Origin of the sequence: Kitasatospora sp. NPDC058170, assembly GCF_042883905.1 — a bacterium.
In the GTDB taxonomy this organism is placed as follows: Bacteria; Actinomycetota; Actinomycetes; order Streptomycetales; family Streptomycetaceae; genus Kitasatospora.
Window position 1 is genome coordinate 19,469 of sequence record NZ_JBHVUV010000026.1, and the last position, 26,171, is coordinate 45,639.

25 protein-coding genes are annotated in these 26,171 nt (G+C 74.4%); 12 read left to right on the forward strand and 13 right to left on the reverse strand.

Going from position 1 to position 26,171, the window contains the following annotated elements:
* Nucleotides 1–194 precede the first annotated feature (194 nt).
* The 3 genes from ACFVVX_RS27220 (at nt 195) to ACFVVX_RS27230 (ending at nt 4,494) form a co-directional block, all read left to right on the forward strand.
* Nucleotides 195–1,025, forward strand: coding sequence for an SDR family oxidoreductase (locus ACFVVX_RS27220; protein ID WP_387949256.1), 831 nt, complete (start codon nt 195–197; stop codon nt 1,023–1,025).
* A gap of 176 nt (nt 1,026–1,201) precedes the next feature.
* The gene (locus ACFVVX_RS27225; RefSeq protein ID WP_387949257.1) at nt 1,202–2,458 is read left to right on the forward strand and encodes a DUF5685 family protein; all 1,257 of its coding nucleotides are present in this window, start codon (nt 1,202–1,204) and stop codon (nt 2,456–2,458) included.
* Between the two features lie 419 nt (nt 2,459–2,877).
* Nucleotides 2,878–4,494: a M4 family metallopeptidase gene (locus ACFVVX_RS27230; protein ID WP_387949258.1), complete on the forward strand. Its 1,617-nt coding sequence runs from the start codon at nt 2,878–2,880 to the stop codon at nt 4,492–4,494.
* A gap of 126 nt (nt 4,495–4,620) precedes the next feature.
* Here the strand turns inward: ACFVVX_RS27230 and ACFVVX_RS27235 are convergent, their stop codons facing one another.
* The 4 genes from ACFVVX_RS27235 to ACFVVX_RS27250 form a co-directional block, all read right to left on the reverse strand.
* On the reverse strand, nt 4,621–4,818 hold the full coding sequence (locus tag ACFVVX_RS27235; protein ID WP_387949259.1) for a hypothetical protein: 198 nt from the start codon (nt 4,816–4,818) through the stop codon (nt 4,621–4,623).
* A 119-nt stretch (nt 4,819–4,937) separates the two neighbouring features.
* Nucleotides 4,938–5,339, reverse strand: a complete 402-nt coding sequence (locus tag ACFVVX_RS27240; RefSeq protein ID WP_387949260.1) for a TIGR03618 family F420-dependent PPOX class oxidoreductase — start codon at nt 5,337–5,339, stop codon at nt 4,938–4,940.
* Between the two features lie 63 nt (nt 5,340–5,402).
* Nucleotides 5,403–6,035, reverse strand: coding sequence for an MBL fold metallo-hydrolase (locus ACFVVX_RS27245; RefSeq protein ID WP_387949261.1), 633 nt, complete (start codon nt 6,033–6,035; stop codon nt 5,403–5,405).
* On the reverse strand, nt 6,032–7,117 hold the full coding sequence (locus tag ACFVVX_RS27250; RefSeq protein WP_387949262.1) for an S-(hydroxymethyl)mycothiol dehydrogenase: 1,086 nt from the start codon (nt 7,115–7,117) through the stop codon (nt 6,032–6,034). The genes ACFVVX_RS27245 and ACFVVX_RS27250 overlap by 4 nt, the downstream gene beginning before the upstream one ends.
* Before the next feature lie 367 nt (nt 7,118–7,484).
* Here ACFVVX_RS27250 and ACFVVX_RS27255 point away from each other — a divergent pair, with 367 nt between their 5' ends.
* The 3 genes from ACFVVX_RS27255 to ACFVVX_RS27265 are packed head-to-tail and all read left to right on the forward strand — an operon-like array spanning nt 7,485 to nt 9,520.
* Nucleotides 7,485–8,708, forward strand: coding sequence for a cytochrome P450 (locus ACFVVX_RS27255; RefSeq protein ID WP_387949263.1), 1,224 nt, complete (start codon nt 7,485–7,487; stop codon nt 8,706–8,708).
* Nucleotides 8,705–8,995: a ferredoxin gene (locus ACFVVX_RS27260; RefSeq protein ID WP_387949264.1), complete on the forward strand. Its 291-nt coding sequence runs from the start codon at nt 8,705–8,707 to the stop codon at nt 8,993–8,995. Before ACFVVX_RS27255 ends, ACFVVX_RS27260 begins: the two co-directional genes overlap by 4 nt.
* A gap of 42 nt (nt 8,996–9,037) precedes the next feature.
* On the forward strand, nt 9,038–9,520 hold the full coding sequence (locus ACFVVX_RS27265) for a hypothetical protein (RefSeq protein ID WP_387949265.1): 483 nt from the start codon (nt 9,038–9,040) through the stop codon (nt 9,518–9,520).
* Nucleotides 9,521–9,549: 29 nt separating this feature from the next.
* Here ACFVVX_RS27265 and ACFVVX_RS27270 read toward each other — a convergent pair whose 3' ends face one another.
* The 4 genes from ACFVVX_RS27270 to ACFVVX_RS27285 form a co-directional block, all read right to left on the reverse strand.
* Entirely contained in the window at nt 9,550–11,157 is a 1,608-nt protein-coding gene (locus ACFVVX_RS27270; RefSeq protein WP_387949266.1) for an alpha/beta hydrolase, read from the reverse strand.
* Nucleotides 11,158–11,398: 241 nt separating this feature from the next.
* Complete coding sequence (locus tag ACFVVX_RS27275; RefSeq protein WP_387949267.1) at nt 11,399–12,625, reverse strand: phosphotransferase; 1,227 nt, start codon at nt 12,623–12,625, stop codon at nt 11,399–11,401.
* Nucleotides 12,626–12,811: 186 nt separating this feature from the next.
* Nucleotides 12,812–13,684: a PhzF family phenazine biosynthesis protein gene (locus ACFVVX_RS27280; protein ID WP_387949268.1), complete on the reverse strand. Its 873-nt coding sequence runs from the start codon at nt 13,682–13,684 to the stop codon at nt 12,812–12,814.
* A 148-nt stretch (nt 13,685–13,832) separates the two neighbouring features.
* Nucleotides 13,833–14,930 carry a DUF5937 family protein gene (locus tag ACFVVX_RS27285; protein WP_387949269.1) on the reverse strand — a complete coding sequence of 366 codons (1,098 nt, stop codon included), beginning with the start codon at nt 14,928–14,930 and terminating at the stop codon, nt 13,833–13,835.
* Between the two features lie 101 nt (nt 14,931–15,031).
* On the opposite strand from ACFVVX_RS27285, the gene ACFVVX_RS27290 reads away from it, so the two are divergent.
* On the forward strand, nt 15,032–16,414 hold the full coding sequence (locus ACFVVX_RS27290) for an MFS transporter (protein ID WP_387949270.1): 1,383 nt from the start codon (nt 15,032–15,034) through the stop codon (nt 16,412–16,414).
* Nucleotides 16,415–16,563: 149 nt separating this feature from the next.
* Here the strand turns inward: ACFVVX_RS27290 and ACFVVX_RS27295 are convergent, their stop codons facing one another.
* From ACFVVX_RS27295 to ACFVVX_RS27315, 5 genes are all read right to left on the reverse strand, one after another.
* The gene (locus ACFVVX_RS27295; protein WP_387949271.1) at nt 16,564–17,592 is read right to left on the reverse strand and encodes an NAD(P)-binding domain-containing protein; all 1,029 of its coding nucleotides are present in this window, start codon (nt 17,590–17,592) and stop codon (nt 16,564–16,566) included.
* A gap of 132 nt (nt 17,593–17,724) precedes the next feature.
* Nucleotides 17,725–18,195, reverse strand: coding sequence for a DUF2000 domain-containing protein (locus ACFVVX_RS27300; protein ID WP_387949272.1), 471 nt, complete (start codon nt 18,193–18,195; stop codon nt 17,725–17,727).
* A gap of 52 nt (nt 18,196–18,247) precedes the next feature.
* Nucleotides 18,248–19,999 carry a hypothetical protein gene (locus tag ACFVVX_RS27305; RefSeq protein ID WP_387949273.1) on the reverse strand — a complete coding sequence of 584 codons (1,752 nt, stop codon included), beginning with the start codon at nt 19,997–19,999 and terminating at the stop codon, nt 18,248–18,250.
* 56 nt (nt 20,000–20,055) lie between these two features.
* Complete coding sequence (locus tag ACFVVX_RS27310; RefSeq protein ID WP_387949274.1) at nt 20,056–21,093, reverse strand: pyridoxal-phosphate dependent enzyme; 1,038 nt, start codon at nt 21,091–21,093, stop codon at nt 20,056–20,058.
* Between the two features lie 62 nt (nt 21,094–21,155).
* Nucleotides 21,156–21,824 carry a class I SAM-dependent methyltransferase gene (locus ACFVVX_RS27315; protein ID WP_387949275.1) on the reverse strand — a complete coding sequence of 223 codons (669 nt, stop codon included), beginning with the start codon at nt 21,822–21,824 and terminating at the stop codon, nt 21,156–21,158.
* 112 nt (nt 21,825–21,936) lie between these two features.
* Here ACFVVX_RS27315 and ACFVVX_RS27320 point away from each other — a divergent pair, with 112 nt between their 5' ends.
* The 5 genes from ACFVVX_RS27320 (at nt 21,937) to ACFVVX_RS27340 (ending at nt 26,171) form a co-directional block, all read left to right on the forward strand.
* A complete protein-coding gene (locus ACFVVX_RS27320; protein ID WP_387949276.1) occupies nt 21,937–22,773 on the forward strand; it encodes an AzlC family ABC transporter permease in 837 nt (278 codons plus the stop codon).
* Nucleotides 22,770–23,081, forward strand: coding sequence for an AzlD domain-containing protein (locus ACFVVX_RS27325; protein ID WP_387949277.1), 312 nt, complete (start codon nt 22,770–22,772; stop codon nt 23,079–23,081). Before ACFVVX_RS27320 ends, ACFVVX_RS27325 begins: the two co-directional genes overlap by 4 nt.
* Nucleotides 23,082–23,515: 434 nt before the next feature.
* A complete protein-coding gene (locus ACFVVX_RS27330; RefSeq protein WP_387949278.1) occupies nt 23,516–24,694 on the forward strand; it encodes a pyridoxal-phosphate-dependent aminotransferase family protein in 1,179 nt (392 codons plus the stop codon).
* Between the two features lie 55 nt (nt 24,695–24,749).
* Nucleotides 24,750–25,649: a 4-hydroxy-tetrahydrodipicolinate synthase gene (dapA, locus tag ACFVVX_RS27335; protein WP_387949279.1), complete on the forward strand. Its 900-nt coding sequence runs from the start codon at nt 24,750–24,752 to the stop codon at nt 25,647–25,649.
* A gap of 63 nt (nt 25,650–25,712) precedes the next feature.
* Complete coding sequence (locus ACFVVX_RS27340) at nt 25,713–26,171, forward strand: cupin domain-containing protein (RefSeq protein WP_387949379.1); 459 nt, start codon at nt 25,713–25,715, stop codon at nt 26,169–26,171.

The following is a 26,171-nucleotide window of genomic DNA, read 5'->3' on the forward strand; positions in this document are numbered from 1 at the left end:
GCCCCGGCCTCCCCTCCCCGCACCGACGGGAGGCCCGGGGCGGGACACGGGCACGTCCGACGGCGTGCGCGGATGCGGCGCACACCCCCCGGCACCCCTGTGCGCCGGGCGGAGCCGGGCCGCCGGCTCTGGGCGCGGGGACGGTCCTCTGGGACGGTGTCCCGAACACAGACCGAGGGACCCGGGGGTAGCACATGGCACGACGGTGGCTGGTGACGGGCTGTTCGTCCGGACTCGGGCGCGCTCTGGCGGCTGCGGCGGCGTCCGCCGGTGACACCGTGCTGGCCACCGCGCGCAAACCGGCGGCGCTGGAGCAGTTGCTCCACGACCACCCGGGGCGGATCCTGCCGGCCACCCTGGACGTCCGCGATCCCCGGCAGTGCGAGGAGGCCGTCGTCACGGCGGTGGACCGCCTCGGCGGGCTGGACGTCCTGGTCAACAACGCCGGCAACGGCCTGTTCGGCGCGGTGGAGGAGGTCGGCGACGAGGAGCTGCGCGACCAGTTGGAGACCCTGGTGGTCGGTCCCTGGCGGCTGGCCCGGCTCGCCCTGCCGGTGATGCGCGCGCAGGGCGGCGGCCACATACTCAACGTCTCCTCGCTGGCCGGCCGGATGGCCTTCCCCGGGCTGGCCGCGTACATGACCGGCAAGCACGCCCTGGAGGGCATGACGCAGGCGCTGGCCCCCGAGGCCGCCGCGTTCGGCATCCGGGTGACCGCCCTGGAGCCCGGCGGCTTCGCCACCTCCTACGGCACCTCCGTCACCGACGCCGCCGGCCGCTCGCCGCTCTACGCCCCGGCCATCGGCGCGATGCGCGGCCAACTCGACGCGATGGAGGAAGGCCCCCTGATCGGCCGCGCCGAGGACTTCGCCCGGCACGTCCTGCGGATCGTCGCCACCGAGGGACCGCTCCCGATCCGCATCCCGCTCGGCCCGGGCAGCTACGACTTCGCCGCGGCCGCCGAGGAGGCGGCCCGCACCGAACTGGCCGCCGCCCGCGCCCTGCTGGAGGAGCCCCTGCCGTGACCCGGTCGCTGCGCGGCCCGCCCACGGTGCTCGTCCGCCGCCTCCCCGCGCTCGTCCGCCGTTTCCCCGCGCTAGTCCGCCGTTTCCGCGCAGCTCCCGGGCGCCCGGGGCGGTGATCATATGATGTCCGGCGGGCGGGGGGCCGATCGGCGGCCCGCGGGCACGCGAGGGGGATCATGTTCGGCATCATCAGGCCCTGTAGGCACCGGCTCTCCGAACGGTTGCAGACCTCGTGGATGGCGCACCTGTGCGGGCTCTGCCTCGCGCTGCGCGACGACCACGGCCAACTCGCCCGCACCGCCACCAACTACGACGGCCTGATCATCTCCGTCCTGGTCGAGGCGCAGAGCGCCCGCGACGACGCCTCCTGGCGCCGCACCGCCGGGCCCTGCCCGCTGCGCGGGATGCGGACCGCCTCGGTCGCCAAGGGCGAGGGGGCCCGGCTCGCGGCCGCCGTCTCGCTGGCGCTCGCCTCGGTGAAGATCCGCGACCACGTCGAGGACCGGGACGGCGTGTTCGCCCGCCGCCCGGTCGCGGCCGGGGCCCGCGCGGTGACCAGGCGCTGGGACCGGAAGAGCGCGGGGAGCGCCTCGGCGGTCGGCTTCGACACGGCCGTCCTGCTCGACGCGGCGTCCCGGCAGGGCGGGCTGGAGCGCGGGCTGCGGCCGGGCGGCTCCGTCCTGCTGGTCACCGAGCCCACCGAGAGCGCCACCTCGGCGGCGTTCGCGCACACCGCCGTGCTGGCCGGGCGGCCCGGCAACGCGGCCCCGCTGGCCGAGGCGGGACGGCTGTTCGGCCGACTCGCCCATCTGCTGGACGCCGCCGAGGACCAGGCCGAGGACGCCGCGACCGGCGCCTGGAACCCGCTGACCGCCACCGGCACCGACCGCACCGAGGCCGAGCGGCTCTGCCGGGACGCCGTCCACGGCATCCGCCTCGCCCTGCGCGAGGTGGAGCTCACCGACCGCGCGCTGGTGCACGCCCTGCTCGCGCACGAGACCGAGCGCGCCGTCGAGCGGGTCTTCGGCCGACCGGGGCACGCGGCGACCTGCGCCGACCACCGGGCGACCGGCGCGGATCCGCAGTCCCCGCCGACGCACGACCCCGGCCGACCGCCGGCCGACCCAGGAGCCCCGGTCCCGCCCTGGGTGCCACAGGGGCCCGGCTTCACCCCGCCCGGCGCACCGAGGCCGCCGCACCGCAACCTGCTGGCCGGCTGCGCGGCCTGGGCGCTGATGGCCTGCACCTGCCAGCTGCTCTGCTGCGACCACAACGACCCGTTCTCCCGGGAGCCCCGGGAGGGCTTCTGCGAGCGGCACGACAGCAACTGCGGCGACTGCGGCAACTGCTGTGACTGCTGCAACGGCTGTGGTGACTGCTGCGAATGCTGTGACGGCTGCGACGGGTGCGACGGCTGCGGGTGCGACTGCTGACCCCCGGCGCCCGGTCCCGCCTTCGACCGGCACCTGCGCGGCCTCCGCGCCCCGCCGCTGGACGACCCCTCGCGGCCTTCCCCGAGGTGCGGTTCGTCAAGTAGCCGGCCACCGGGCGGCGTTCGGCGCGGCTCGTGCGTGCGGTCTCCGCACGAGCCGCGCCGAACGGTTTCCGTACGCGCTCTGGACGCGGGGTGACCTGAGCATGTAAAACAGCTGTCCCGGCAGCTCTCCGCACAGCGCCACTCGCAGCGCCATCCGCGGCACGATCCTCCGCGCCGCCCACCCCCTCGCCGCGCCACGTGCGCCCCGACCGCCCTCGCCGCTGCCGTCGTTCACCGCGTCCCGCCGCCGCGCCCCCTCGACGGTGCACCCCTCGTGCGCCGTCGCCGCGGCCTCGCCGAGAACCGAGGAGCACGATGCCGCTCAGCCTCCGCACCACCGCCGCCGCCATCGCCGTCACCGTCGCGGCCTCCACCTTCACCGCCGTCGCCCTGCCGGGCACGGCCCTCGCCGCGCCCGCCGGCCCGCCGTCCGCGGCCGCCCAGGCCGACGCCGCGCTGGCCGCCAACGCCGCCCGACTGGGCATCACCCCCGGTCAGGGCCGGACCGTCCGGGACGTCGTCACCGACGCCGACGGCTCACGGCACGTCCGCTACGACCGGACCTTCGCCGGCCTGCCCGTCCTGGGCGGCGACCTGGTCGTCCACCTCGCCCCCGGCGGCTCCTTCGCGGGCGCCGACCGCGCCGCCCCCGGGGACGTCGCCGTGCCCACCACCCGGCCCGCCGTCCCGGCCGCCGCGGCCCGCGCGCAGGCCGTCCACGCCCTCGGCGGATCCGTCCGACAGGCCGAGGCGAACGCCGAGCTGGTGGTGGACGCGCTGCACGGCGGGCCCCGACTGGCCTGGCGGACCACCGCCTCAGGGACGGACTACCTCGGCAATCCGGTCGCCCGCACCGTGCTCTCCGACGCGGCGACCGGCGCCGTGATCGACGCCTGGGACGCCATCGAGACCGCCACCGGAGACGGCGCCTCGCTCTACAGCGGCACCGTCGCGCTGGAGACCACGCCGGCCGGCGGCGGCTACCAGCTCAAGGACCCCACCCGGGGCACCACCTACACCGGTGACGCCCAGAACAAGACCGACCTCTGCCTCGGCAGCATCTGCCTCAGCCGGGCACCCGCCGTGGTCTTCACCGACACCGACAACCACTGGGGCACCGGCACCACCGCCGACCGCGCCACCGCCGCCGTCGACGCCCAGTACGGCACCAACACCACCTGGGACTACTACCGGAACATCCACAACCGCACCGGCATCGCCGGGGACGGCAAGGGCTCGTACAACCGCGTCCACTACGGCAGCAACTACAACAACGCCTTCTGGCAGGACACCTGCTTCTGCATGACGTACGGCGACGGCGACGGGACGACCTTCGGCCCGCTGGTCTCGCTGGACGTCGCCGGGCACGAGATGTCCCACGGTGTCACCTCGCGCACCGCCAAGCTCACCTACTCCGGCGAGTCCGGCGGTCTGAACGAGGCCACCTCCGACATCTTCGGCACCCTGGTCGAGTTCTACGCGGCCAACCCCGCCGACCCGGGCGACTACCTGATCGGCGAGGAGATCGTGAAGCCCGGCTTCGGCAAGGCCGCGCTGCGGTTCATGGACCAGCCCTCCAAGGACACCAAGTCGGCGGACTGCTGGAGCTCCGGCGTCGGCAACCTCGACGTGCACTACTCCTCGGGCGTGGCGAACCACTTCGCGTTCCTGCTCGCCGAGGGCAGCGGCGCCAGGGTGGTCGACGGCGTCTCCTACAACAGCCCGACCTGCAACGGCTCGACCGTCGACGGGATCGGCCGGGACAAGCTCGGCAAGATCTGGTATCGGGCGCTCACCGTCTACATGACCTCCGGCACCACCTACGCCGGTGCCCGGACGGCCACCCTGAAGGCCGCCACCGACCTCTACGGCGCCGGCGGCACCGAGTACGCCGCGGTCGCCGCGGCCTGGTCGGCCGTCGCGGTCAACTGACCCTCGCCGCCCTCCACCACCGGCCCGGTGTGCCCCCGCACCCCGGGCCGGTGCGCGCCGTACGGCGCGGCGGCCGGGCCGCGCTGCCACAACGGCAGCACCCGCACCGGTCTGCCGCCCGCCCCCTCAGTCATCACGGCCCTGCGCCCCGGCCGGGGCCACCGCCCGCCGCTCCGCCGCACGCTGACCCGCCACCCGTCGATCCGCCGCCAGCGAACTCTCCAGGCGGGTCAGCAGCAGCCGGAACCGGTCCGCGTCCTGCTCCGTCATCCGCCCCTCGGGCAGTGCCCGCACGCCCTGCACCCCGGTCGTTCCGTTGTTCATGGCCCCGACGCTAGGCCCCGGCGATCAACGTCCGATAAACACCTCAACACCCCTCAACACCTCGGCCACGCCCGACCGCGCCGCTACACCCGACAATGCCGCTACACCCGGCCGTGCCGCTATGCCCGGCCGAGCACCCGGTCCACGGTGATCTCGATGACCACCCGGTCCGGGTTCACCCGCGGCTCCCGGTAGCGCTCGGTGTACCGCCGCACCGCATCGGCCACCGCCCCGGGCGCGTCCCGGACGACGGCCACGCCCTCCAGCGTCGACCAGCGCGCGCCCTCCACCTGGCAGACTGCCACCCGCATCCCCTCGGACCCGGCCGCCAGCACGTTGCGCACCTTCCGGCTGGTCCGGCTGCTGATCACCCGCGCGATCCCGGCCTCCGCCTGGTACGTCACCCCCACCGGCACCACGTGCGGCGAGCCGTCCGGCCGCCGGGTGGTCAGCGTGGAGATGTGCCGCTCCCGCCAGAAGGCGAGGAAGGCGTCGTCGAGTGCGAGCGGATCATGGGCCATGCCCGCGATCGTACGACGCCCGGCCCGGTGCCGTTGGCACCGGGCCGGGCGGGACGGGCGGCGTCAGTGCCCGCGGGCGATCCAGTCCGGCAGGGCCGGGGCCTCGGCGGCGATGGTGGTCGGGTCGCCGTGACCGGTACGGACCACCGTCTCCGGGGGGAGCGAGAGCAGGCGGTCGCGGATCGAGTCGATGATGGTCGGGAAGTGCGAGAACGACCGGCCGGTGGCGCCCGGGCCCCCGTGGAAGAGGGTGTCGCCGGTGAAGACCGTGCCGAGCTCCGGCGCGTACAGGCAGACCGCGCCCGGCGCGTGGCCGGGCGTGTGCAGCACGGTCAGCGCGGTGCCGGCCACCTCGATCCGCTGCCCGTCGGCGAGTTCGCCGTCCGGCAGGCGCTCGGGGTGGGTGAGCTTCCACAGCGGCAGGTCGTCCGGGTGCAGCAGGATCGGCGCACCGGTGCGCGCGGCGAGCGCGGGGGCGGCGTCGATGTGGTCGTTGTGCGCGTGGGTGGAGACGATCGCCAGCAGTCGGCGCCCGCCGAGCGCGGCCTCGATGGCGTCGGCGTCGTGCGCCGCGTCGATCACCACGGCCTCGGCGTCGTCGCCGACGATCCAGACGTTGTTCTCCACCTCCCAGCTGCCGCCGTCGAGTTCGAAGGTGCCCGCGGTGACGAGCCGGTCGATCCGTGCGGTGCTCACAGGACGACCACCGAACGGAGCACGTCGCCCTGGTGCATGCGCTCGAACGCCTGCTCCACCGCGTCGAGTTCGATGGTCTCGGTGACGAACGCGCCGAGGTCCAGGCGGCCCTGGAGGTAGAGGTCGATCAGCATCGGGAAGTCCCGCGAGGGCAGGCAGTCGCCGTACCAGGAGGACTTCAGCGCACCGCCGCGGCCGAACACGTCCAGCAGCGGCAGCTCCAGCGTCATCTCCGGGGTCGGCACGCCGACCAGCACGACCGTACCGGCCAGGTCGCGCGCGTAGAACGCCTGCTTGTACGTCTCCGGGCGGCCGACCGCCTCGACCACCACGTCCGCGCCGTGGCCGCCGGTCAGCTCCCGGATCGCCTCGACCGGGTCGGTGGTACGGGAGTTGACGGTGTGGGTGGCGCCCAGGGTACGGGCGGTCTCCAGCTTGCGGTCGTCGATGTCCACCGCGATGATCGTCCCCGCGCCGGCCAGCCGCGAGCCCATCACGGCCGCGCCGCCGACCCCGCCGCAGCCGATCACCGCGACCGAGTCGCCCCGGCCGACGTTGCCGGTGTTGATCGCGGCGCCGATGCCCGCCATCACGCCGCAACCCAGCAGTCCGGCCACGGCCGGCGCGGCGGCCGGGTCGACCTTGGTGCACTGCCCGGCGGCGACCAGGGTCTTCTCGGCGAACGCGCCGATGCCCAGGGCCGGCGACAGCTCGGTACCGTCCAGCAGCGTCATCTTCTGCTTGGCGTTGTGGGTGTTGAAGCAGTACTGCGCCCGGCCGCGCCGACAGGCCCGACACTGGCCGCACACCGCACGCCAGTTGAGGACCACGAAGTCCCCCGGCTCGACCTCGGTGACACCCGCGCCGACCGACTCCACGATGCCCGAGGCCTCATGGCCCAGCAGGAACGGGAACTCGTCGTTGATGCCGCCCTCGCGATAGTGCAGGTCGGTGTGGCAGACGCCGCAGGCCTGGATCCGCACCACCGCCTCGCCGGGCCCCGGGTCGGGCACGACGATCGTCGTCACCTCCACGGGCGCGCCCTTGGCGCGCGCGATGACTGCCTTGACCTGCTGGGACATCGGAATTCCACCTCCGTCGGCCGGTGCTGCTGAAGCACCGGCGTGACCTGCTCGACCTGCTCCACGGCTTACCCGGGCAGCCTAGCGCCCGGGGTGCCCCGTGCCCGGCGAACGGCCCGGGTGATCCGCCTCACCGGCCCCCGGTGCCCGCCGACCGGGGGGCGCGCGCCCGGCACTGAGCGCCTGTCATCGTGCCTCAGCCGACCTGCCGATGGCTCAAAGTGCCGCTGACTGCACGCCCGTCGCCCACGTACGGTCGTATATCGGGCCCCGACCCGTCCCCGAGCATCCACGCCCGCGCACCTCCCCGGATCCACCCCCCGCCGGGCCGCCCCGAGCGGCCCACCGCCTGGAGTCTGGAGTACGGATGTCCGCCGAGAACAGTGCCACCGGTGCCGGCCCTGGCACCACCGACGCGCCCCTGATCCCGCTGCACTGCCTGCGCCACCTCGAACCCGGCCCGCCGCGTCTGGCCGCGCTGCCCACCGGCACCCCGGTCTGGCTGGTCAGCCGGCACAGCGACGTCCGGCAGGTGCTCACCGACCCGCGCCTGGGCCGCGCCCCGCTGTACGCCCCGGGCGCGCCGCCGCTCGCGCTCACCCCCAACATCATGGACGACCCGCAGAGCCTGCTGAACCTCGACGGCTCCGACCACCAGCGGCTGCGCCGCACCGTGCAGCGGGCGTTCACCCCGCGCGCGATCGCCCGCTGGCGCCCGTGGGTGGCCTCGGTGGTCGAGGGCCTGCTGGACGAGCTGATCGACCACGGCTCCCCCGTGGACATCGTCTCCGCCTACACCCGCCCGCTGCCGGTCGCCGTGATCAGCCGGCTGATGGGCCTGGACGGGCTCGACGGCAAGCGGCTCGCGCACTGGAGCGACCACGCGCTCTCCGCCACCGCCTACTCCGCCGAGGCGATCCGCACGGCGATGGGCGAGTTCGCCGCCTTCGGTGCCGAGGTGATCGCCGAGCGCCGCGCCGCCCCCGGCGAGGACCTCGTCAGCAGCCTGCTCGCGGCCGCCGAGGAGAGCGGCGACATCACCGAGCACCAGCTGGTCTCGCTGGTCATCGGTCTGGTGGTGGCCGGCCACGAGACCACCATGACCACCCTCGGCAACGCCCTGGTCTACCTGCTCGGCGACGGCCGCGAGGCCTGGCACCGGCTCGCGGCGGACGAGCAGAGCGCGGCCGCGGCCACCGAGCAGCTGCTGCGCGCCGTCCCCCTCGGGGACTCCGACGTCCTCCCCGGTCTGCTGCGGCGCACCGTCGAGGACGTGGAGATCGGCGGCGTGGTCATCCCGGCGGGCAGCGTGGTCGCCGCCGACACCGGTGCCGCCAACCACGACCCGGAGATGTTCACCGGCGACCTGGTCACCGAACTGTTCTCGCCGCTCGCCGCGCCGATGTACACCTTCGGGGCGGGGCCGCACCACTGCCTGGGCGCCTGGCTGGCCCGGATGGAGCTCGAACTCGCCCTCCACCGGCTGGCCCGCCGCCTGCCCTCGCTGCGGCTCACCGAGCCGCCCGAGGGGATCGACTGGCGGCGCGGCCTGCTCACCCGCAGCCCGAACACCCTCCAGGTCGCCTGGTGACGGCGGAGCACGCGGTGCCCGCGGGGGCCCCGGCGTCCGGATCGCTGGTGGTGGTCCGGGTGGACCGGGACCGCTGCGTCGGCTCCGGGATGTGTGTGCTCACCGCGCCCCGCTCCCTGGAGCTCGGCGCCGACGGCCTCGCCCACCCGCTCCGCGGCGACGCCGGGGAGGAGCCGACGGACGAGCTGTCCGAGGCCGTCGAGTTCTGTCCGGTCGAGGCGCTCGCCGTCCACTCCGCCCACGACGGCCGAGCCCGTGACGGCCGGCCGGCCGCGCCGTCGTCCTGACGACGGGTCGGGCCCTTCCGCACCACGCGGAAGGGCCCGGCCATGGACCGCCGAACCGAGAGGGGGCACGCGATGGACCTGGTGCTGCACTGCCGCTGGCGTGATGACGCCGACGGCGAGTGGGTCTTCGGCGTCGGCCGGGCACCGGGCGGGTCCGGCTCCGGCTGGCAGTTCCTGGCCGGGGCACCCGGCCGGTCCGAGACCCTGCCCTTCGAGGACACCGAACAGGTCGGCGCGTTCGCCCGGGCGCTGCTGGAACTCCCGCGCGAACCGGAACCCTTCGAGCAGGAGTGGCAGCTCGCCCGGACGGAGAACGGCCGGACCCACTTCGCCACCCTCGCCGTCGGCCTGGACCCGCTCGACGACCACCGCCCGTACCTCGCCTACCAGTCGTACTACGCGGTCAGCCGGGCGACCGCCCTCGGCCTGGAGCTGGTCTGCGAGGGGCTCCCCGTCGAACACCTCCGGGAGCAGGCCCGCACCCTCCTCCTGGCCACCCTCACCGCGCCGGACGACGGACCCTAGGATCCGTCGTCCGGCGCGGGGTCCGCCGCTCAGGACAACGGCGCCGGGCGGAGCAGGGCCGGGCCGGCCGGTGCCCGGCCGGGCACCGGCACCAACACCGGCGGCTGCGGCTGCGGCTGCGGCACGGCCGCCGGGGGATCGACGGGGTCGGGCTCGCAGGTCAGGTCGCGGGCGGGCAGCACCCCGGTGACCAGGAAGCGGTTGGCGGCGGTGACGGCACAGGACGGGGTGTACGGGTCGTAGGCACCGTGGTTGCCGGTGTCGACGGTGACCAGCTGGGCCCGCTTGCCGAGCGACCTGCGCAGGCCGAGGGCGCCCGCGAGCGGGGTGGCCGGGTCCCGGGCGGTCTGCAGGAGCAGGACGTTGCGCGGCCCGCGGTCGGTGACCCGCACCGGCGGTTCGACCGGGTCCGGCCAGAAGGCGCAGGGCCAGATGCCGGTGCCCATCCCGGCCAGGACCGGGTACCGGGCCCGGTCCGCCGTCACCTCCCGCTGGTAGTGGCCGATGTCGCGCGGCGCGCGGGCGTCGCCGCAGGTCACCGCGAACAGCGAGGCCGTCCCGTTGTCCTCGGGTATCCCGGGTGCCACCGGGTTGGGCTGCCACGCGGGGGCCGGGCCGCGCTGGTCGAGGTAGCGCCACCAGGCGGCGATCTCGGGGAAGTAGAGCGTGTGGTACGACAACCCGTGGTAGGCCGCGCGGAACAGGTTGCCGTTGATCGGGCCCCCCTGCGGGTGGGTCACGGGGGTGCGGTCGAGGCGGGCGGCCAGGGCGAGGAAGTTCGTCCGGACCTCCGCGGGGGTGGCGCCGAGGTGCAGCTCGGGCTCCCGCCCGGCCGCCCAGTTCGCGAAGTCCCCGAACCGCAGCTCGGTCGCCTCGTCCCAGAGCGCGAACTGATCGTGCCAGACGGCGTTCGGGTCCACGTTGGAGTCGAGGATGATCCGGTCGCTGCGGTCCGGGAAGAGCTCGGTGTACACGGCGCCCAGGTAGCTGCCGTAGGAGGCGGCGTTGTAGGACAGCTTGCGTTCACCGAGCGCGGCCCGGATCCGGTCCATGTCCCGCGCGGTGTTGGCCGTCGTGACGTGGCGCAGCACGTCGCCGCCGTGGGACCGGCAGTCCCGGGCCAGGTCGCGGGCGAAGGTGACGTTCGCGCCGATCGACCCGTCCGCGGCCGGGAAGGGCAGGACGAGGTCGTTGGGGAGGCCGGCCGCGGTGCGGCCGCAGGTGACGGGCGTGCTGTAGCCGACGCCGCGCGGGTCGAAGCTGACCAGGTCGTAGCGGTCCAGGACGTCCTGGGGGTACATGTGAACCCAGGAGCTCGGGAGGTTGAGGCTGAAGCCGCCGGGGCCGCCGCCGTTGTGCAGCAGGATGCCGCGGCGCACCGCGGGCTTGGCGGTGGCCAGCCGGGAGACGGCGACCTCGATGGTCCGGCCGGACGGCGCCCGGTAGTCCAGCGGCACGCGCAGCGTCGTGCAGCGCAGCCGCGGGTCGACGGGGCTTCCGTAGGGATCGGGCGGGCATTCCCGCCAGGTCGGCGCGGGAGGCGGCGGGTCGGCCTGGGCCTGGGCAGCCGAGGCGAGGGTGGCCGTGAGGGCCAGCACCACCGTCCCGCAGAGGGCTTTGAGTGATCGGCTCAACATGGACCAGACCCTAGGAAGAAGGTAAAGGAAGAGTCATCCTCCCTGGGGGGTGCGGTCGGGGCCCGCCGGCTCATCCACCGGTCTTACTGATCGTCAGATCACCTAGGGGACAGCCGAGTTGAGCAGGGACGTACACGCTCGGTCACCCGAACGCCGGGGCCTGGACGGGAGTTGTGCCCCCCGGGCCCCGCCGGGCCCCGCCGGGCCCCGACTGCGGTCCGCCGGGTCGCGGGCCGGGGGTTCACCGGGCCAGTGCCGCGCGGATCTCGGCGGCCGGGTCACCCTCGTGGTACGGGCGCTCGCTGGTCTCGACGTGGTCCAGGAACTCCTGGTACCGCACGGCGTAGGACAGGTGGTAGAGCGGCTCCACCAGCTCCAGGGCGCGCTGCGGGTCCGAGCCGGGCGCGTGCGTGCGCCAGGCCTCCACCCACACCTCGGCGACCTGCGACCAGCGCTCCTCCGAGACGTACTGGCGCGGGCGCAGCCCGTCCAGGGCCGGGTGGCCGAAGCAGGAGTCGGCGTAGTCGACGACCACCGCGTTGCGGCCGTCGGAGCGCCAGTTGCCGGGGTGGAAGTCGCCGTGCACCAAGGTCTCGGGCAGGCCGCAGGCGGCGAGCTCCTCGACCAGCGCGGGCAGGCGGTCGGCGAGGGCCCTGGCGGCGGCGAGCTCCTCGGCGGTCAGCTCGGCGGCGGTCTCCGGCCGGTCGAGCAGGGCGCGCACCCGGCCGACCAGGGCGGCCGGGGTCCGGTCGGGAAGCCCGGCGGCCGCGGCCCGGCCGTCGGCGGCGAGCGCCGCCTGGGCGGCGACCAGTCGGGGCAGCACGTCCGCGACGGTCTCGGCGGACGGGCCCCAGCAGTCCTCGCCGGGCACGTGGTCGAGCAGCAGTCGGCCGATGCCCGGGTCGGCGGCGATGACCGGCGGGACGAGGGTGGGGTCGACCGCGCCGAGCAGGGCGATGACCTCGGACTCGCGGGCGTTGAACGCGGGGTTGATCGCCTTCAGCCAGGCGTCGCCGCTCGGGGTGGTGAAGCGGAACAGCCCGGACAGGTTCCACGTGCGGACCTGCTCGGCCCGGCCGGCCGCCGGGCGGCCCGCCTGCCGCAGTGCCTGCTCCGCCCAGTCGAGCGCCTCGCGCAGTCCGGACGGCGTGGCCCAGCCGGCCCGCCGCTCGGCGGGGCCGAGCAGGGCGGCGGTCTCGGCCTGCGGCGGGCGCGGCTCCAGCGCGGCGGGCCGCTCCAACGCCTCGGCGTGGTAGACCACGTGCCCGCCGTGGCCGCCGCCGCCCTCCGCCACCTCGGCCAGCCGGACCACCACCACCGGGACCCCGACCAGTGCCGAGACCCGTTCCACCACCGGCGCGGCGGACGACCACCAGCCCCCGGCCACCTCGAAGGGGCCGAGCGGCCCCAGGTAGTCATCGCCGTGGGTGAGGTGGACGCTGACCGTCCGTTCGCTCGCTCGTTGCATGCGGGCAGGGTCGCCCATCCGGCCCCGCCTGCGCGAGTGGTTTTCCGACGGACAGCGGCCTGGGCAGGCCGGGCGCCGTCGGGGCACCCCACCCCGGCGGCGCCCGCCGCACGTCGGCCAGCACCGGCCCGCACCGGCCTGCACCGGCCTGCACCGGCCTGCACCGGCTGGCGAAGCCCTCGTCGGCTACGGAATGGCCACCCCCGCACCCGACACCCGCACCCGGGTGTCCTCCTCCCGCAGCTCGACCCGCAGCAGACCGGGCCGGCCCAGGTCGTCCCCCTGGTGCAGGGTGAGCACCGCCGGCGCGGCCACGGCGCCCCGCTCACGCAGGTACGCGCCGAAGGCGGCCGCCGCCGCCCCCGTCGCCGGGTCCTCCACCACTCCGCCGACCGGGAACGGGTTCCGGACATGGAACACGTGCTCGCTCTCGCGCCAGACCAGCTGGAGCGTGACCAGGTCGCGCGCCGTCATGTAGGCGGCGAGGCCGTCGAAGTCGTAGTCGAGCCGGGCCAACCGGTCGCGGGTGGCCGCGGCCAGGACCAGGTGGCGGGCGCCCGCATAGGCGATCCGCGGCGGCAGCGAGGCGTCCAGCTCCTGCGGCGACCAGTCGAGCAGGGACAGCACCTCCGCGATGTCCGCCTCGCCCACCTCCTCGACGTGCGGCTCGACACTGGTGAGGGTGGCCCGCAGCACGCCGTCCGCGCCCTTGTCCACCTCGATCGGCACCTCGCCCGCGAGGGTGGCGAAGCGGAACCGGCCGGGGCCGAAGCGCTCGGCGAGCGCGACGGCGGAGGCCACGGTGGCGTGGCCGCAGAACGGCACCTCCGTCAGCGGGCTGAAGTACCGGACCGTGTAGGCGCCCTCGGCAGCCTCCGGTATCAGGAAGGCCGTCTCCGAGTAGCCGAGCTCGGCGGCGATGGCGAGCATCCGCTCGGCGGACAGTCCGGAGGCGTCCAGCACCACGCCGGCCGGGTTCCCACCTCCGGGGTCGGTGGCGAACGCGGCGTAGCGCAGGATGTCGGGGGAAGGGGTCACGGATACCTCGTCATTGGTCATGCCCGGTCGAACACCACCCGTCCACCTGCTGTTCCCTCAGACGAGCCCTCGACCCGCACAGCCGTCGCGCCCCGGCCGCCGCACGCCCCCCGCACTGTCCACACGCCCCCTCGGCCCCGTCGACCGCGGTGGCCCCAGGGGCGCCCGCTCAGCGCAGCACCGCCTCCAGCAGGTCCGAGCCGAGCCGGGCGCTGCCCGCCAGGTCGAGCTGGTACAGCATGTACCTCCCCCGCCGATGGGTGGTCAGCAGCCCGGCCCGGCGCAGCACCGCCAGGTGCCGCGACACCTCGGGCGCGCTCAGTTCCCAGGCGGCCGCCAGCTCGCCGGTGGTGTGCGGTCCGCGCGCCATCGTCCGGGCGAGCCGCAGCCGGACGGGGTGGGCCAGCGCCTCCAGCCGCTGCTGCACCAGGGCCAGTGACACCGGCTCGGGCACGCCGACCTGCGCGACCGGGTACTGCACGGTCGGCCGCCACCCCGCGCTGGACACCACCAGCAGGTGCGGCCGGCCGAACGCGGTCGGGATGAAGGTCACTCCCCCGGTGGCCGCCGCATCGGCGGCGTTGTCCTGCAGCTTGTCCACGACGATCCACCGCCGTCCGTGGGGGCTGTCCTCCAGGGTGACCGACGGCGAGACCGCCGCCAGCGCCTCGCCCAGACCGTGCCGGACCCGCAGGTCGCTCTTCTGCCGGGCGTCGGCCGCGAGCTCGGGCAGCACCCGCCGCCAGGCGTCCGCGAAGAACGCCTCGCGGCAGTCCTCCAGCATCCGCCGGACCAGCGCCCGGACGGCCGGCGGGTCGGCGAGCAGCCGGTCGGCGAAGGCCGCCTGCCGGGGGCCGCGGGCCAGGGCCAGCTCACGGGCGCGCTCCTGCGCCACCGGGTCGGTGAGCGGCGAGGCCCTCCGGTGCGAGAGCCGGGAGGAACCGCAGGTCGTGACGAGCGCGGCCCGGACGTACTGCTCGTCGTCGATCCGGTCGACGGCGTCCAGTTCCTCGGTCAGGCCCGCCCCGGGCAGGCCGGGGACGAGGAAGTCGGCGCGCGAGGAGCGCCAGAGGAACTCGGCCTCCAGCAGCCGCTCGGACAGCTCGGGCGCGATCGAGGCGGCCGTGCTCGCCGCCCAGCCGGACAGGCCGGGGTGGTGCGCGGGCTCGGCCAGCACGTGCAGCATCGAGCTGAGCTCGGCCAGTGGGGAGGGCGTGAAGAGGACACGCTCCTCGGGCAGGGCGGTGATGTCGATGGTCAGGCTCACGGCGCCGATCCTGCCAGTCGCCCGCCGGGAGCCGGACCCGGGTTGACGGGACTCGTCAATCGACGTGCCCGGCGGCGGCCCGCGGGCGGACGGTACCGGCCATGAGCCAGATCCAGCAGAAGCCCGTCCACGACCACCCCGCCGACCCCGCCGGCCCATGCGCCCCCGCCGACCCCGCCGACCCCGCCCGCCGGGCCGGCCGGGCCGCCTACCACCCCGCCCGCCTGCTCGCACTGCTCACCGCCGCCGGCGGCCGCCGCTACGCCACCGCCCTGCTGGTGGACGCCCTCGGCACCGGCCTGCTCCGCCCGTTCCTGCTGCTCTACGGCATCTCCGTACTGCACCTGGACCCGGGCACGACCGGCCTGGCGATGACCGCCGGGATGCTCGTCGGCCTGGTGGCCGTGCCCCTGACCGGCCGTTGGATCGACCGGGGCGCGCGCAGCCTGCCCGCGGCGGCGACCCTGCTGGTGCGGGCGGCCGGCGCCCTGATCCTCCCGGCCGCCGACGGCCCCGCCGGGTTCACCGCGGCCGCCGTCCTGCTCGGCATCGGCGGCCAGTGCTGGCCGACCACGCACGCCGCCATGGTCAGCACCCTCACCGCGGGCCGCCTGCGCGACGCCGCGCTGGCCGCCGGCCGGACGCTGCGCAACGCGGGCCTGGGTGTGGGTGCGCTGCTCGCCACCTTCGCGGTGGCCGGCGGCGAGGACGTGCTCCGGGCCCTCGCCGGGGTGACGGCCGCGGCCTGCCTGCTCGCGGCGGCGCTGGTCCACTCGCTCCGGGTCACGGCTCCCCTCACCGCGCTGTCCGGGACCGCGGCACCCCTGACGACGGCCGCCCGGCCCGGACCGGCCTCCTCCGACGCCAGGCCCGACGCCGGCCCCGGCCGCGCCGCCACTACCGCCCCGGCCGCCGGCGCCCCCCTGCGCCGGATCACGCTGCTGAGCGTGGCCGCCCTCCCCTACGCCTTCTGCTTCGACGTCCTGGAGGTGGCCCTGCCCGCCCTCCTGGTCCTCCGGCTGCACGCCTCACCGGCCTGGTCGTCGGGCGTGTTCGTGGGCAACACCGTGCTGGTGATCGCCCTTCAGCTCGCCGTCGTCCTCCGGCTCGCCGACCGCTCGCGGCGCACCGTGCTGGCCGCCGCCGGCGGTGTCCTCGCGCTCTCCTACCTCGGCTTCTGGGCGGCGGGCGCGGTCGGCGGCACGTCGGGAGCGGCCATGGTGGCCGCGGTCTCGGTGCTCTACACCCTCGGCGAGATCCTCTACGCCGGTTCGGGCACGGCCCTGGTCGCCGCCACCGCTCCCCCGCACCTGCTCGGGCGGGCGATCGCCCGCTGGGAGCTGTCGACGGGTGTCGGCCGCGCACTGGCGCCCGCCGCCCTCACCGTGCTGCTGGCCGCCGGGCCGGGTGTGCTGTGGCCGGCGCTCGCCGCAACCACCCTGCTCGCCGCGGCAGCGGTCACCCGGATGGCGCCGAAGGGGTGACCCGGCCCGGCGGCACGGCACCGCCTCCCGGCCGCGCCCGTCACGGCGCCGCCGGTTCCGTGGCGGCCCGTCGGGGCGGGCCCTGGCCGTGGCCACCGGCAGTGGCCCCGCGCTCCGGACCCGCCCCGCCCCAACTCGCGCAACCGGCCTCAGCCCGAGAACCCGGGGACCACCACGACCCCCTCCGCCCCCACCGACTGGTCCAGCACCAGCCGCGCGACCGCGATGTCCAGCGAGCCGAGCCCGAACGGCGAGTACACCGCCAGCCGCTCCCGGTCGGGCTTCACCCGGCCCTGGAGGTAGTCGCCGACGTTGCGGACCTCCTCCTTGCCCACCAGGCCGCCGGCCACTGCCAGCGCCAGCGAGGTCCGCTCGCGCAGCGCGTGCCCGACCTCGTCCACCACGTGCACGGCCCCGGCCATCGCGTCGGCGGTGAGGTCGCGCAGCGACATGTGGAGCACCACCGCGCCCGGCTTGAACCAGGACGCGTCCGCCAGGTGCGGCAGCACCGCCGTGGTGGCGAGCAGCACCAGGTCCGCGTCGGCGACCGCCTCGCGGGTGGAGTCGGCCGTCAGGGCCCGGGCGGTGTGCCCGGCGATCCGCTCCGCGAAGCCCTCGGCCCTGGCCGGGTCGAGGTCGTGGACGGCGACCGAGGCGAACTCCCAGCCGTCGGCGGCCATGGTGCGGACCGTGGTCTCGGCGATGAAGCCCGTCCCGATCACGGCGAGCCGGCCGACCCGCCGCTCGCCGCCGTAGAGCGCCTGGGCGCCGACCGCAGCCGAGAGGGCCGTCCGGTGGGCACTGATCAGGGCGCCCTCGATGACGGCGGTCGGAAAGCCGGTGAGCAGGTCGTTCAGGACGATCAGCGCCGACGCCCGGGGCAGCCCGAGGTCGAGGTTCCCGGGGAAGCTGGAGATCCACTTGATGCCCATGGCCGAGCTCTCGCCGGGCACGTAGGCGGGCAGGGCGATGATCCGCTCACGGTGGGCGGGGTCGGGGTCGGGCCGCAGGAAGAGGCTGTCGGGGTTGACCAGCCGCCCCTCCGCGGCCTCGATGTAGACGTGCTCGACCACGGCCTTGGACTGCGGGAGCAGCCGGTCGAGCGCGGCCGCCACGACGGCCTGGGGTATCACGGTCAGCTGGTAAGGGGAGGCCGTGCGGTCGGGCGTGGCGGTCACGTTGGGCTCCTTCAACTCAGCAGGAAAGCAACAGGAAAACAGCGGGAGAGCAGCGGGTCAGCACCAGGCTGCCGGGCGGCAGGCCGACGGGCCGGCACCGGTGAACAGCCGCCGGCCGTGGCAGGAACGTCCTCAGCGCAGCAGCGAGAACTTCTTGGTCAGCGGGTCGACCTGCTCGCGCGGGCCGAACAGCGCGATGCCGTAGTAGTCGAGGGCCTCCTCCGCGGTGGACTTCATCCGGTCCAGCTGCTCGGCGTAGTCCCCGCCGGTCATCTCGCCGGTGAAGTCGGTGCAGAGCAGCCCGGCGGCGTGCGCCTCCTCGCGCAGTCGGCGCAGCCAGGCGGGCCGGCCCTCCAGGACGACCAGCGAGAGCCCGGAGATCGGCGTGTGCTGTCCGCCGTCCCCGTCGGTGAAGGTCAGGAAGGACATGTCGGCGACCAGTTCGGGCCGTTCGGCGGCGGCCTTGGCGACCAGGCCGAGGCACAGGTGGGAGGCGGCGTTGGTGGCGACGCCCGGCGGCAGCTTGGCCTTGAGGGCGACGACGAACTTGTGGTCGGTGGCGACGGCGTCGGGCTCGACCACACCGCTCGGCAGCTCGGTCATGGTGGCACCTTTCTCAGGGGGTTGACGATAAATCGGTCGGGACGGGAGGGGGTCAGCGGTCGGCCGGGAAGCGGTGGAAGCTCTCCACGCTCACCGGGTTGATGCGGTAGCCGGGCCGCCCCTGGATGACGGTGTCCGGATCGAGGGTGAACTCGGTGGCCGCGCCGAAGCGTTCCTGTGCGGCGCCGCGGAAGCGACGCACGCTCTGGGCGAGCGCGGCGGTGGTCCGCCCGGTGCGGCTGGACAGTTCTGCGGCGGACAGCAACGGCACCTCCCGCCCCTCGGCGACGGACCCGGCGAACTCCTCGCCGAGCACCTGCAGGATATCGACCAGCGGCTCCGGGGTCTGCTCGTACACGGTGATCCCCTCGATGGACAACAGCCGTCCGTAGAGGGCGACTTCCACCTGAACGGCGTTCTCCCTGCGGCGGACGGCCCGCTCGGCCACCAGGGCCGGCACGGTGTGCAGCTCCCGCAGGCCCGCGTAGTGGGCGAGCAGTCGCTGGGCTCCCTCGGAGCTGGTGTCGGGGGTCTCGCCGTTGAGCTGGAGGTAGGTGACGGCGGTGCGCAGCAGTTCGGGGATCTCCGGTCGCAGCTCCCGGGTGTAGCGGCTGATCCACTCCACCGTGGCGGTGGTGCCGTGGAGTTCGGCGTGGATGATGGCCGCGTCGAGCAGCACGATGTCGGCCTGCTTGGTGAGGCCGGCCCGGGCGAGCCGGTCGTGCAGGTCGACGGCGGTGTCGATCAGGGTGGGCGAGGTGGGCCGCACCCGGCCGGAGCGCAGCATCCGGTGCCAGCGGGCGTAGCCGGTGAGTTGGGCGCCCCAGCGGCCGGGCGCGCCGGCCAGCCGGTCGGCGAGGTGCTGGAAGATGTGCGGGTACGGGGAGTCGGGGAAGCTGGTCCAGCCGAAGGAGAAGAGGTCGAGGGCGGCCTCGAAGTCCCGCTGGGAGCGGTAGCGGGCGGCGGAGAGCAGCAGTTCGCTGACCCGGGCGTACCGGCGCAGTATCGCCCGGTCGGCCTCGGTGAGGGCGGTGGGCTGCAGGGTGACGGATTCGACGAAGGTGCTGTAGTCGCCGCTCTGGACGTCGCCGAGCTGGAACACCGGCGGGCCGTCCCCGGTGACGGGGTAGTCGGCGAGCACCTCCTCCACGTACCGGCCCTGTTCCTGGAACACCCCAGCTGCGTCGCCCTCCTGACCCTGCATCAGATGGACGATGACCAGGTCGGTGAAGAGCCAGGCCGCGTCGGCGTGGTAGAGGTACGCGCGGTAGCGGGCGAGCGAGTCGTCGAACAGGGGCGCGGCGAGGTCGGCCCGGCCGTCCGCCGCCGTCTCCAGTCCCCGTCTCCAGCGGGTGAAGGAGGTGGTGGCGAACGGCTCGGCGCCGTCCGTGAAACCGAGCTCGGCCGCCAGTCGGGCGAGTGCGGCCGGGAAGACCGAGGAGGGGTAGGCGGGCCACCCCTGGCTGAGGTGGTCCGCCAGCTCGACGAGCGTACGGGGGCAGCGCTCGTCCACCGCGCGGTCCAGCAGGGCGATCATCTCGGTGAACCTCGGGATGATCCGCCCGGTGTACAGGAACGACCCCTCCTCGTAGCTGCGGGCGACCGCGACCAGCCCGGCGGCGTCCGACGTGCCGCCGTCGAGCCGGGCGCAGAGGGCGGCCAGCAGCAGGGTGCGCGCCACGGCGTGTTCGCCGGACTGGAGCAGCTGCGCGCCGGTCAGGCGGCGCGGTCCGTCCGGGTCCGGGCGCGGTCCGCCGTGGACGTAGCTCTCCAGCGCTCGTTGGATATCGGGCAGTTCGTGCATTCGTGCTTCCTCATCGGCTGGTCCGGTGTCCTCCACGGGGAGGCCGCAGACCATGTCTACCGCACGGTGGCGGCCGTTCGTGTCCGGTGGACGCCCGGCAGGTCAGCCGGTTCGCCGATGGATTCGAGCCACTCGTCGTTGTAGATGGTGCTCTGGTACTTCTCCCCGCCGTCCGCGCAGACGCACAGCGGCTCGACCGTGTCCGGGTGGGCCGCCAGGTAACGCACGCAGGCGGCGAGCACCGCTCCGGACGAGCCGCCGAGGTGGATGCCGGACTCCTGCAGGACGAGCCGGCAGTAGTAGGCGGCCTCGGCGATGCTCGCGTAGGCGACCTGGTCGATCATGTCCGGCTCCAGGAACGAGGACCGGCGGCTGGCGCCGATCCCGGACAGGTGCCGGGTGCCGGGCGGTCCACCGACCGCGACCGAGCCGTTGATGTCCACGGCCACCAGGCGGGTGCGCGGACTGTGCTCCCGGAAGTACTGCGCGAGCCCGGCGAAGGTGCCGCCGGTGGAGATCGCCGCGAACAGCGCGTCGGGCGGCTCGGGCAGTTGGCCGAGGATCTCGGGGCCGGTCATGGTGCGGTGGATCTCCGGGTTGCGCGGGTTCTCGTACTGGTTGGCCCACACGTACCGGTCGTCGGTGGCGACCAGTTCGCGGACCGTGGCGAGGCGGGAGAGCAGGTAGCCGCCCGCCGGGTCGGGCCGGTCGACCGTGATGACGGTCGCGCCCAGCTCGGCGAGCCGTTGGCGGCACTCGGCCGTGATCATCGGATCGACCACGGCCGAGAACCCCACGCCCAGGTACCGGGCCATGCTCGCGAGCGCCACCCCGAGGTTGCCGGAGGTGGATTCCAGCAGCTCCACCCCCGGGCGCAGCAGCCCGTCCTCGGCGAGGCCGCGCACCAGGCCGTACGCGGTGCGCCCCTTGACCGAGCCGGTCAGGTTCTGCCCCTCCAGCTTGAGGTGGATCCTGCGGGGCCGGCCGAGGACGTCGATGGTGACCGTCCGGATCGGTGTGAGGCCCAGCAGGGTCTCGAAGCGTTCGAGGTGTTGCCGGAAGAACATGGCGGGTGTGCTCCCATCGCGTTCCATCAGCAGGTTCCGCGTTCCATCAGCGGGTTCCGCGTTTCATCAGCAGGTCCGCGGGGGGCCGGTCAGTCGCGCGGGGTGGCGTAGACGACCCAGTTGTCGTGCGTGTGCGGGTACGGGCGGAAGTCGCCGTGCGGCGGGTCGTCCCAGGAGATCCGGTCGAGGTCGATGATCTCCCACTTCTCGAACAGGCCGCGGATGTCCTCCTCCTCGTAGTAGCGGAAGAGGGTGTCCTTGTAGGCGAAGGTGTGCCGGGCTATCTCCTCACCCTCGCCGTAGGTGCCGTCCTGGGTGGTGAACGCGTTGGTGACGAAGAGTCCGCCGGGGGTGACGATGCGCCGGGCCTCGGTGACGAGGTCGGTCGGGTCCTGGACCTGGCCGAAGACGTCGAAGCAGGTGACGGCGTCGACGGAGCCGTCGATCAGCGGGAGCCCGGTGGCGTCGGCGCGCAGCAGGAAGGAGCGCTGCTTGATGACGCGCCGGGCGTGGGCGAGGCCGGTCGGGGCGATGTCGACGCCGAGGGCGGTGAAGCCGGCGTCGGCGAGGGCTGCGAGGTTGCGACCGTCCCCGCAGCCGAGGTCGACGACCGTCTTGACCTCGCGTGCCTTGAGGGCGGCGACCGCGGCCGGGATGACCGGGATCGGATCCTCCTGCCAGAGGGGGCCTTCGCTCTGCTCCTGGTAGGCCTTCTCCCAGCCGTACTGGAGCTCGCCGTAGGTCACTGAAGTTGTCATCTTGACTCCTTGAGTTGACATCTGTGTAGCATCTTATGCACTCGACTTGACATGTAAACCTCCGTCTCAACATCTGAGCCGGAGCGGCCGAGCGCGGAAACGGGGTACGGCCATGGCGACGGAGACCGAACAGCACAACGACACCGGTCCGGCCCGGGACAGACCGGCGATCCTGCGGGCCGCCGCCGGAATCGCGCTGGCGGTCGGGGCGTACGGACTCTCGTACGGAGCGCTCGCCGTGGCGGCGGGCCTGACGGTCTGGCAGGCCCAGGCACTCTCACTGCTGCTGTACGGCGGCTCCTCCCAGCTGGCGCTGGTCGGGGTGCTCGCCTCGGGCGGCACCGGCGCCTCGGCGAGCGCGACCGCCGCGCTGCTGGGCGTCCGGAACCTGTTCTACGGGGTTGGCCTGGCCCGGCAGTTGCGCCCCAGCCGCAGCGAACTGCTGCCGATGGCACACCTGTTGAGCGACGAGAGCGCGGCGATGGCGGCCGGCCAGCCCGAGCGCGGCCGGGCCCGGCTCGCCTACTGGGCCACCGGGGGCGCGGTGTTCGCCTGCTGGAACCTCGCCACCCTGATCGGCGCGCTGGCCGGCTCGCTGCTGGACGACCCGAAGACGCTGGGCCTGGACGCGGCCTCCTCGGCCGCCTTCCTGGCCCTGGTCGCACCGCGGCTGCGGACCGGGGCGGACCGCACGCTGTTCCTGACGGCCGGTGCGGTCGCGGTCGGCGCCTCGCTGGTCGCGGGCTCCGGTCTGCCCGTCGTGGTGGCCGGCCTGACCTCGCTCGGCGCCCTGCTCATCCGCACTGCTCCTCCGTCCGCACCCGAACCCGAAGCACAACCCTCACCGGACCCGAACCCCGGCCCGGACCCCGACCACGACCCCGGCTCCGGCTACGACCCCGCCCGCAAGCCCGACCCCGTGCCCGAAGGCCGAGGAGAACACCGATGAGCTGGATCTGGATCGCCGTCGCCGCCGGGGCCTGCCTGGTCCTGAAAGTCACCGGCCTGCTCGTGCCGGCCCGTGTCCTGGAGAACCCGGCGGTGGCCAGGGTCTCGCAGGCGATGCCGATCGCCCTGCTGGCGGCGCTGATCGCGGTGCAGACCTTCGTCAGCGGCCACCGGGTCGGCCTGGACGCCCGGGTCGCGGGACTCCTGACGGCCGGGGTCGCCCTGCGTCTGCGCGCCCCCTTCCTGGTCGTCGTCCTCTCCGCGGCCGCCACCACGGCGGCCCTGCGCTGGTTCGACCTGGCCGGATGACCTGGTGCCGGGCCCCACCGGCGGCTCCATCGTGGGTCAGGTGCTGACGCCATGTCAATCATGCCTGGATGTCCGCCATATGAGACGCGACCGAGGGGGTCTGGCGCCCGCCGCACCCGGCGACGCAAGATGCGAAAGGGACTCCGGTCCCCCCGTGCGACGCCTCCCCGGAGTGCCGACCGACCCGGCCGAACGGCCGGAACACGACCCTCCCACCCGCCGCCGCCGCAGGGATCCGGTCTGCCCGAAAACGCCCGCACCCCGTGATTCCGGGTAATCCCCGAATATCCGGAGGGCCTTGCGCCCGGGGCCGTTCTGCAGACATTCTGAAAACGGCGGCGCGAGTATTTCCCCAGCCATCGAACCGGGCTGGGCCGAACCGAGCTCGTCCGCACTGATCCGCACCATCCGGAAGAAATCGACCGGGAGCAGCCGTGCGCGAAATCGACATGTTCACCCCTGGGCCGGCGCGAATCCCGATCGGCGTCCGCCTGGCCTCCGTCTCCACCGTCCTGCACCACCGCTCGCCGGAGTTCCGCGAACTCTACGGGCGCATCCACGAGGGCCTGCGGGGCCTCTTCCGCACCTCCGGCGAGGTACTGATGCTGCCCTCCTCGGGCAGCGGCGCGCTGGAGGCGGTGGTGGTCAACACCGTCACCCCCGGCGACCGGGTGCTGGTCCTGGCGGCCGGCAAGTACGGGCGCCGCTGGGCCGAGCTGTGCCGGACCCACCAGGCCGAGGTCCGGCTGCACGAGGTGCCCGACGGCACGACCTTCGACCCGGAGGCCGTCCGCCGCGAACTGGCCGCCCACCGGCCGCGGCACCTCTTCCTCACCCACTGCGAGACCTCCACCGGTGTCGCCCACGACGTGGCCGGGCTCGCCGAACTCGGCCGCCGGGCCGGGGCGACGGTCGTGGTGGACTCGATGACCACGATCGGCGTGGAGCCGTTCCTCCAGGACGCCTGGGGGGTCGACTTCGCGGTGACGGCCTCGCACAAGGGCCTGATGAGCCCGCCCGGCGCGGCGTTCGTCTCGGTCGGCAAGCAGGCCTGGCACCGGGTGCGGCCCACCCTGGGCTACTCGTACTGGAACTTCCGGCACCTGCGGGAGAGCGCGCTCGACCGCACGGTGCCCAACACCCCGCCGGTCGCGGCGCTGCTCGCGGTCGCCGCCGGCCTCGACCTGATCGAGGCCGAGGGCCTGGAGAACGTCTGGGAGCGGCACGCCCGGTGCGCCGCGGTCTGCCGGGCCGGGCTCACCGCGCTCGGCCTCGAACCCTTCCCCCGGGCCCCGCAGGCGGCCGCGCTCTCGGTGGCCCTGCTGCCCGAGGACCGGCGGGCCGAGCGACTGGTCGAGCAGCTGCCGGAACGGTTCGGCCTGCGGATCGCGGCCGGTCAGGGCGGGCTCAAGGGCCGCATCCTGCGGGTCGGCCACATCGGCGCCGTCGCCCCGCTGGACCTGCTGCCGGTCCTCACCGCCCTCGAACTCCTGCTGCTGGAACGCGGACTCGCCGACGAGCCCGGCCGCGCCGCGGCCGCGATGGCCGCCGAGCTCTGGCAGCGGACGGCCCCCGCCGGCGCCGCCCGCCGGGTCGCCGCCGGCGCCCGCTGAACCCCGCCCCTCTCCGCCCGTCACCTCCTCACCCCCTCACCCCTGGAGCAGCCGCATGCTGAGCGAGAGCACGCGCCGTTTCACCGGCGCGTTCACCACCCTGCTGACCCCCTTCAAGGCCGACGGAGAGCTGGACGAGCCGACCCTGCGCAGGCTGGTCGACTTCCAGATCGACAACGGCGTCACCCGGCTCGCCCCGAACGGCGTGACCGGCGAGGCCGCCGCGCTCACCGACCGCGAGAAGGTCCGGATCACCGAGATCGTGGTCGAACAGGCCGCCGGCCGGGCCCTGGTCGTCCCCGACATGGGCACCGAGAACCTGGCCCGCACGCTGGAGCTGTCCAAGGAGGCCGAACGGATCGGCGCCGACGCGGTGCTGGCCTTCACCCCCTACCTCGACCCGCCCACCGAGCGCGGCCTGGTCGCCTACTACCGGATCGTCGCCGACGCCCTCTCCGTGCCGCTGCTGATGCACAACCTGCCCGGCCGGACCACCGTCGACATCGCCCCCGAATCGGTCAGCGAGCTGGCCCGGCACCCCAACATCGCCGGCATCAAGGAGGGCAACCAGGACCTCGTCCGGCTGCGCCGGGTGCTGCACCTCGTCCGGGACGCCGACTTCGCCGTCCTGTCCGGCAACGACTTCACCGCGCTGCCCACCCTGCTGCTCGGCGGCCACGGCCACATCTCGGTGGCCGCGAACGTCATGCCCCGGCAGAGCCGGTCGATCGTCGAGGCGGCGCTCGCCGGAGATTTCCTGACCGCCCGCGACCTCTACCTGAAGTTCGCCGAATTCTACCGCGCCGTCTATTTCGCGACGAATCCGATCGCCCTCAAGAAGGCGTTCTCGATCGCCCATTTCGAGGTCGGCGACCCGCGCATTCCGCTGACCCCGCTGCCGGCCGAGCGGATTCCCGAACTGGAGTCGATCATGAAGGCCTGCGAGCTGCTCTGATCCGCCGCTCCGACCGGTGGTCCCGAACAATTCACCAGGGAAAGGAATCAGCCTGTGGAACCGATGATCGACGTGGCCGCGATCACCGAGGCCGTCTACGGCGGGGACGTGGTGCGCTCGCTGCTGTTCGCCGCGGCGGAGCAGCCCGAGAACCGGGTGGTGCGGGTCGCGATGGCCAGCGCCGAGCCCGGCAAGGGCGGTCAGCTGCACCACCACCCGGAGACCGACGAGATCTACTTCATCATCGCGGGCGAGGCCCGACTCCACCTCAACGGTGAGCAGTTCGACCTCGTCCCGGACAACTGCGTCCGCATCCCGCGCGGTTCCACCCACCGGATCGCCTCGGTGGGCACCGAGCGGCTGCGCTACCTCGCCTTCCACGTCGGCGCGGCGGACAACGACCGCCCGGTCGCCCACGTCCAGGCCCCCGCCACCGCCGCCACCACCGACGCCACCACCGCGGCCGCCACGGGTTCGGCCGACCGGGCGCCCGCCGACGCCGCGGCCCCGAAGGCCCGGTAG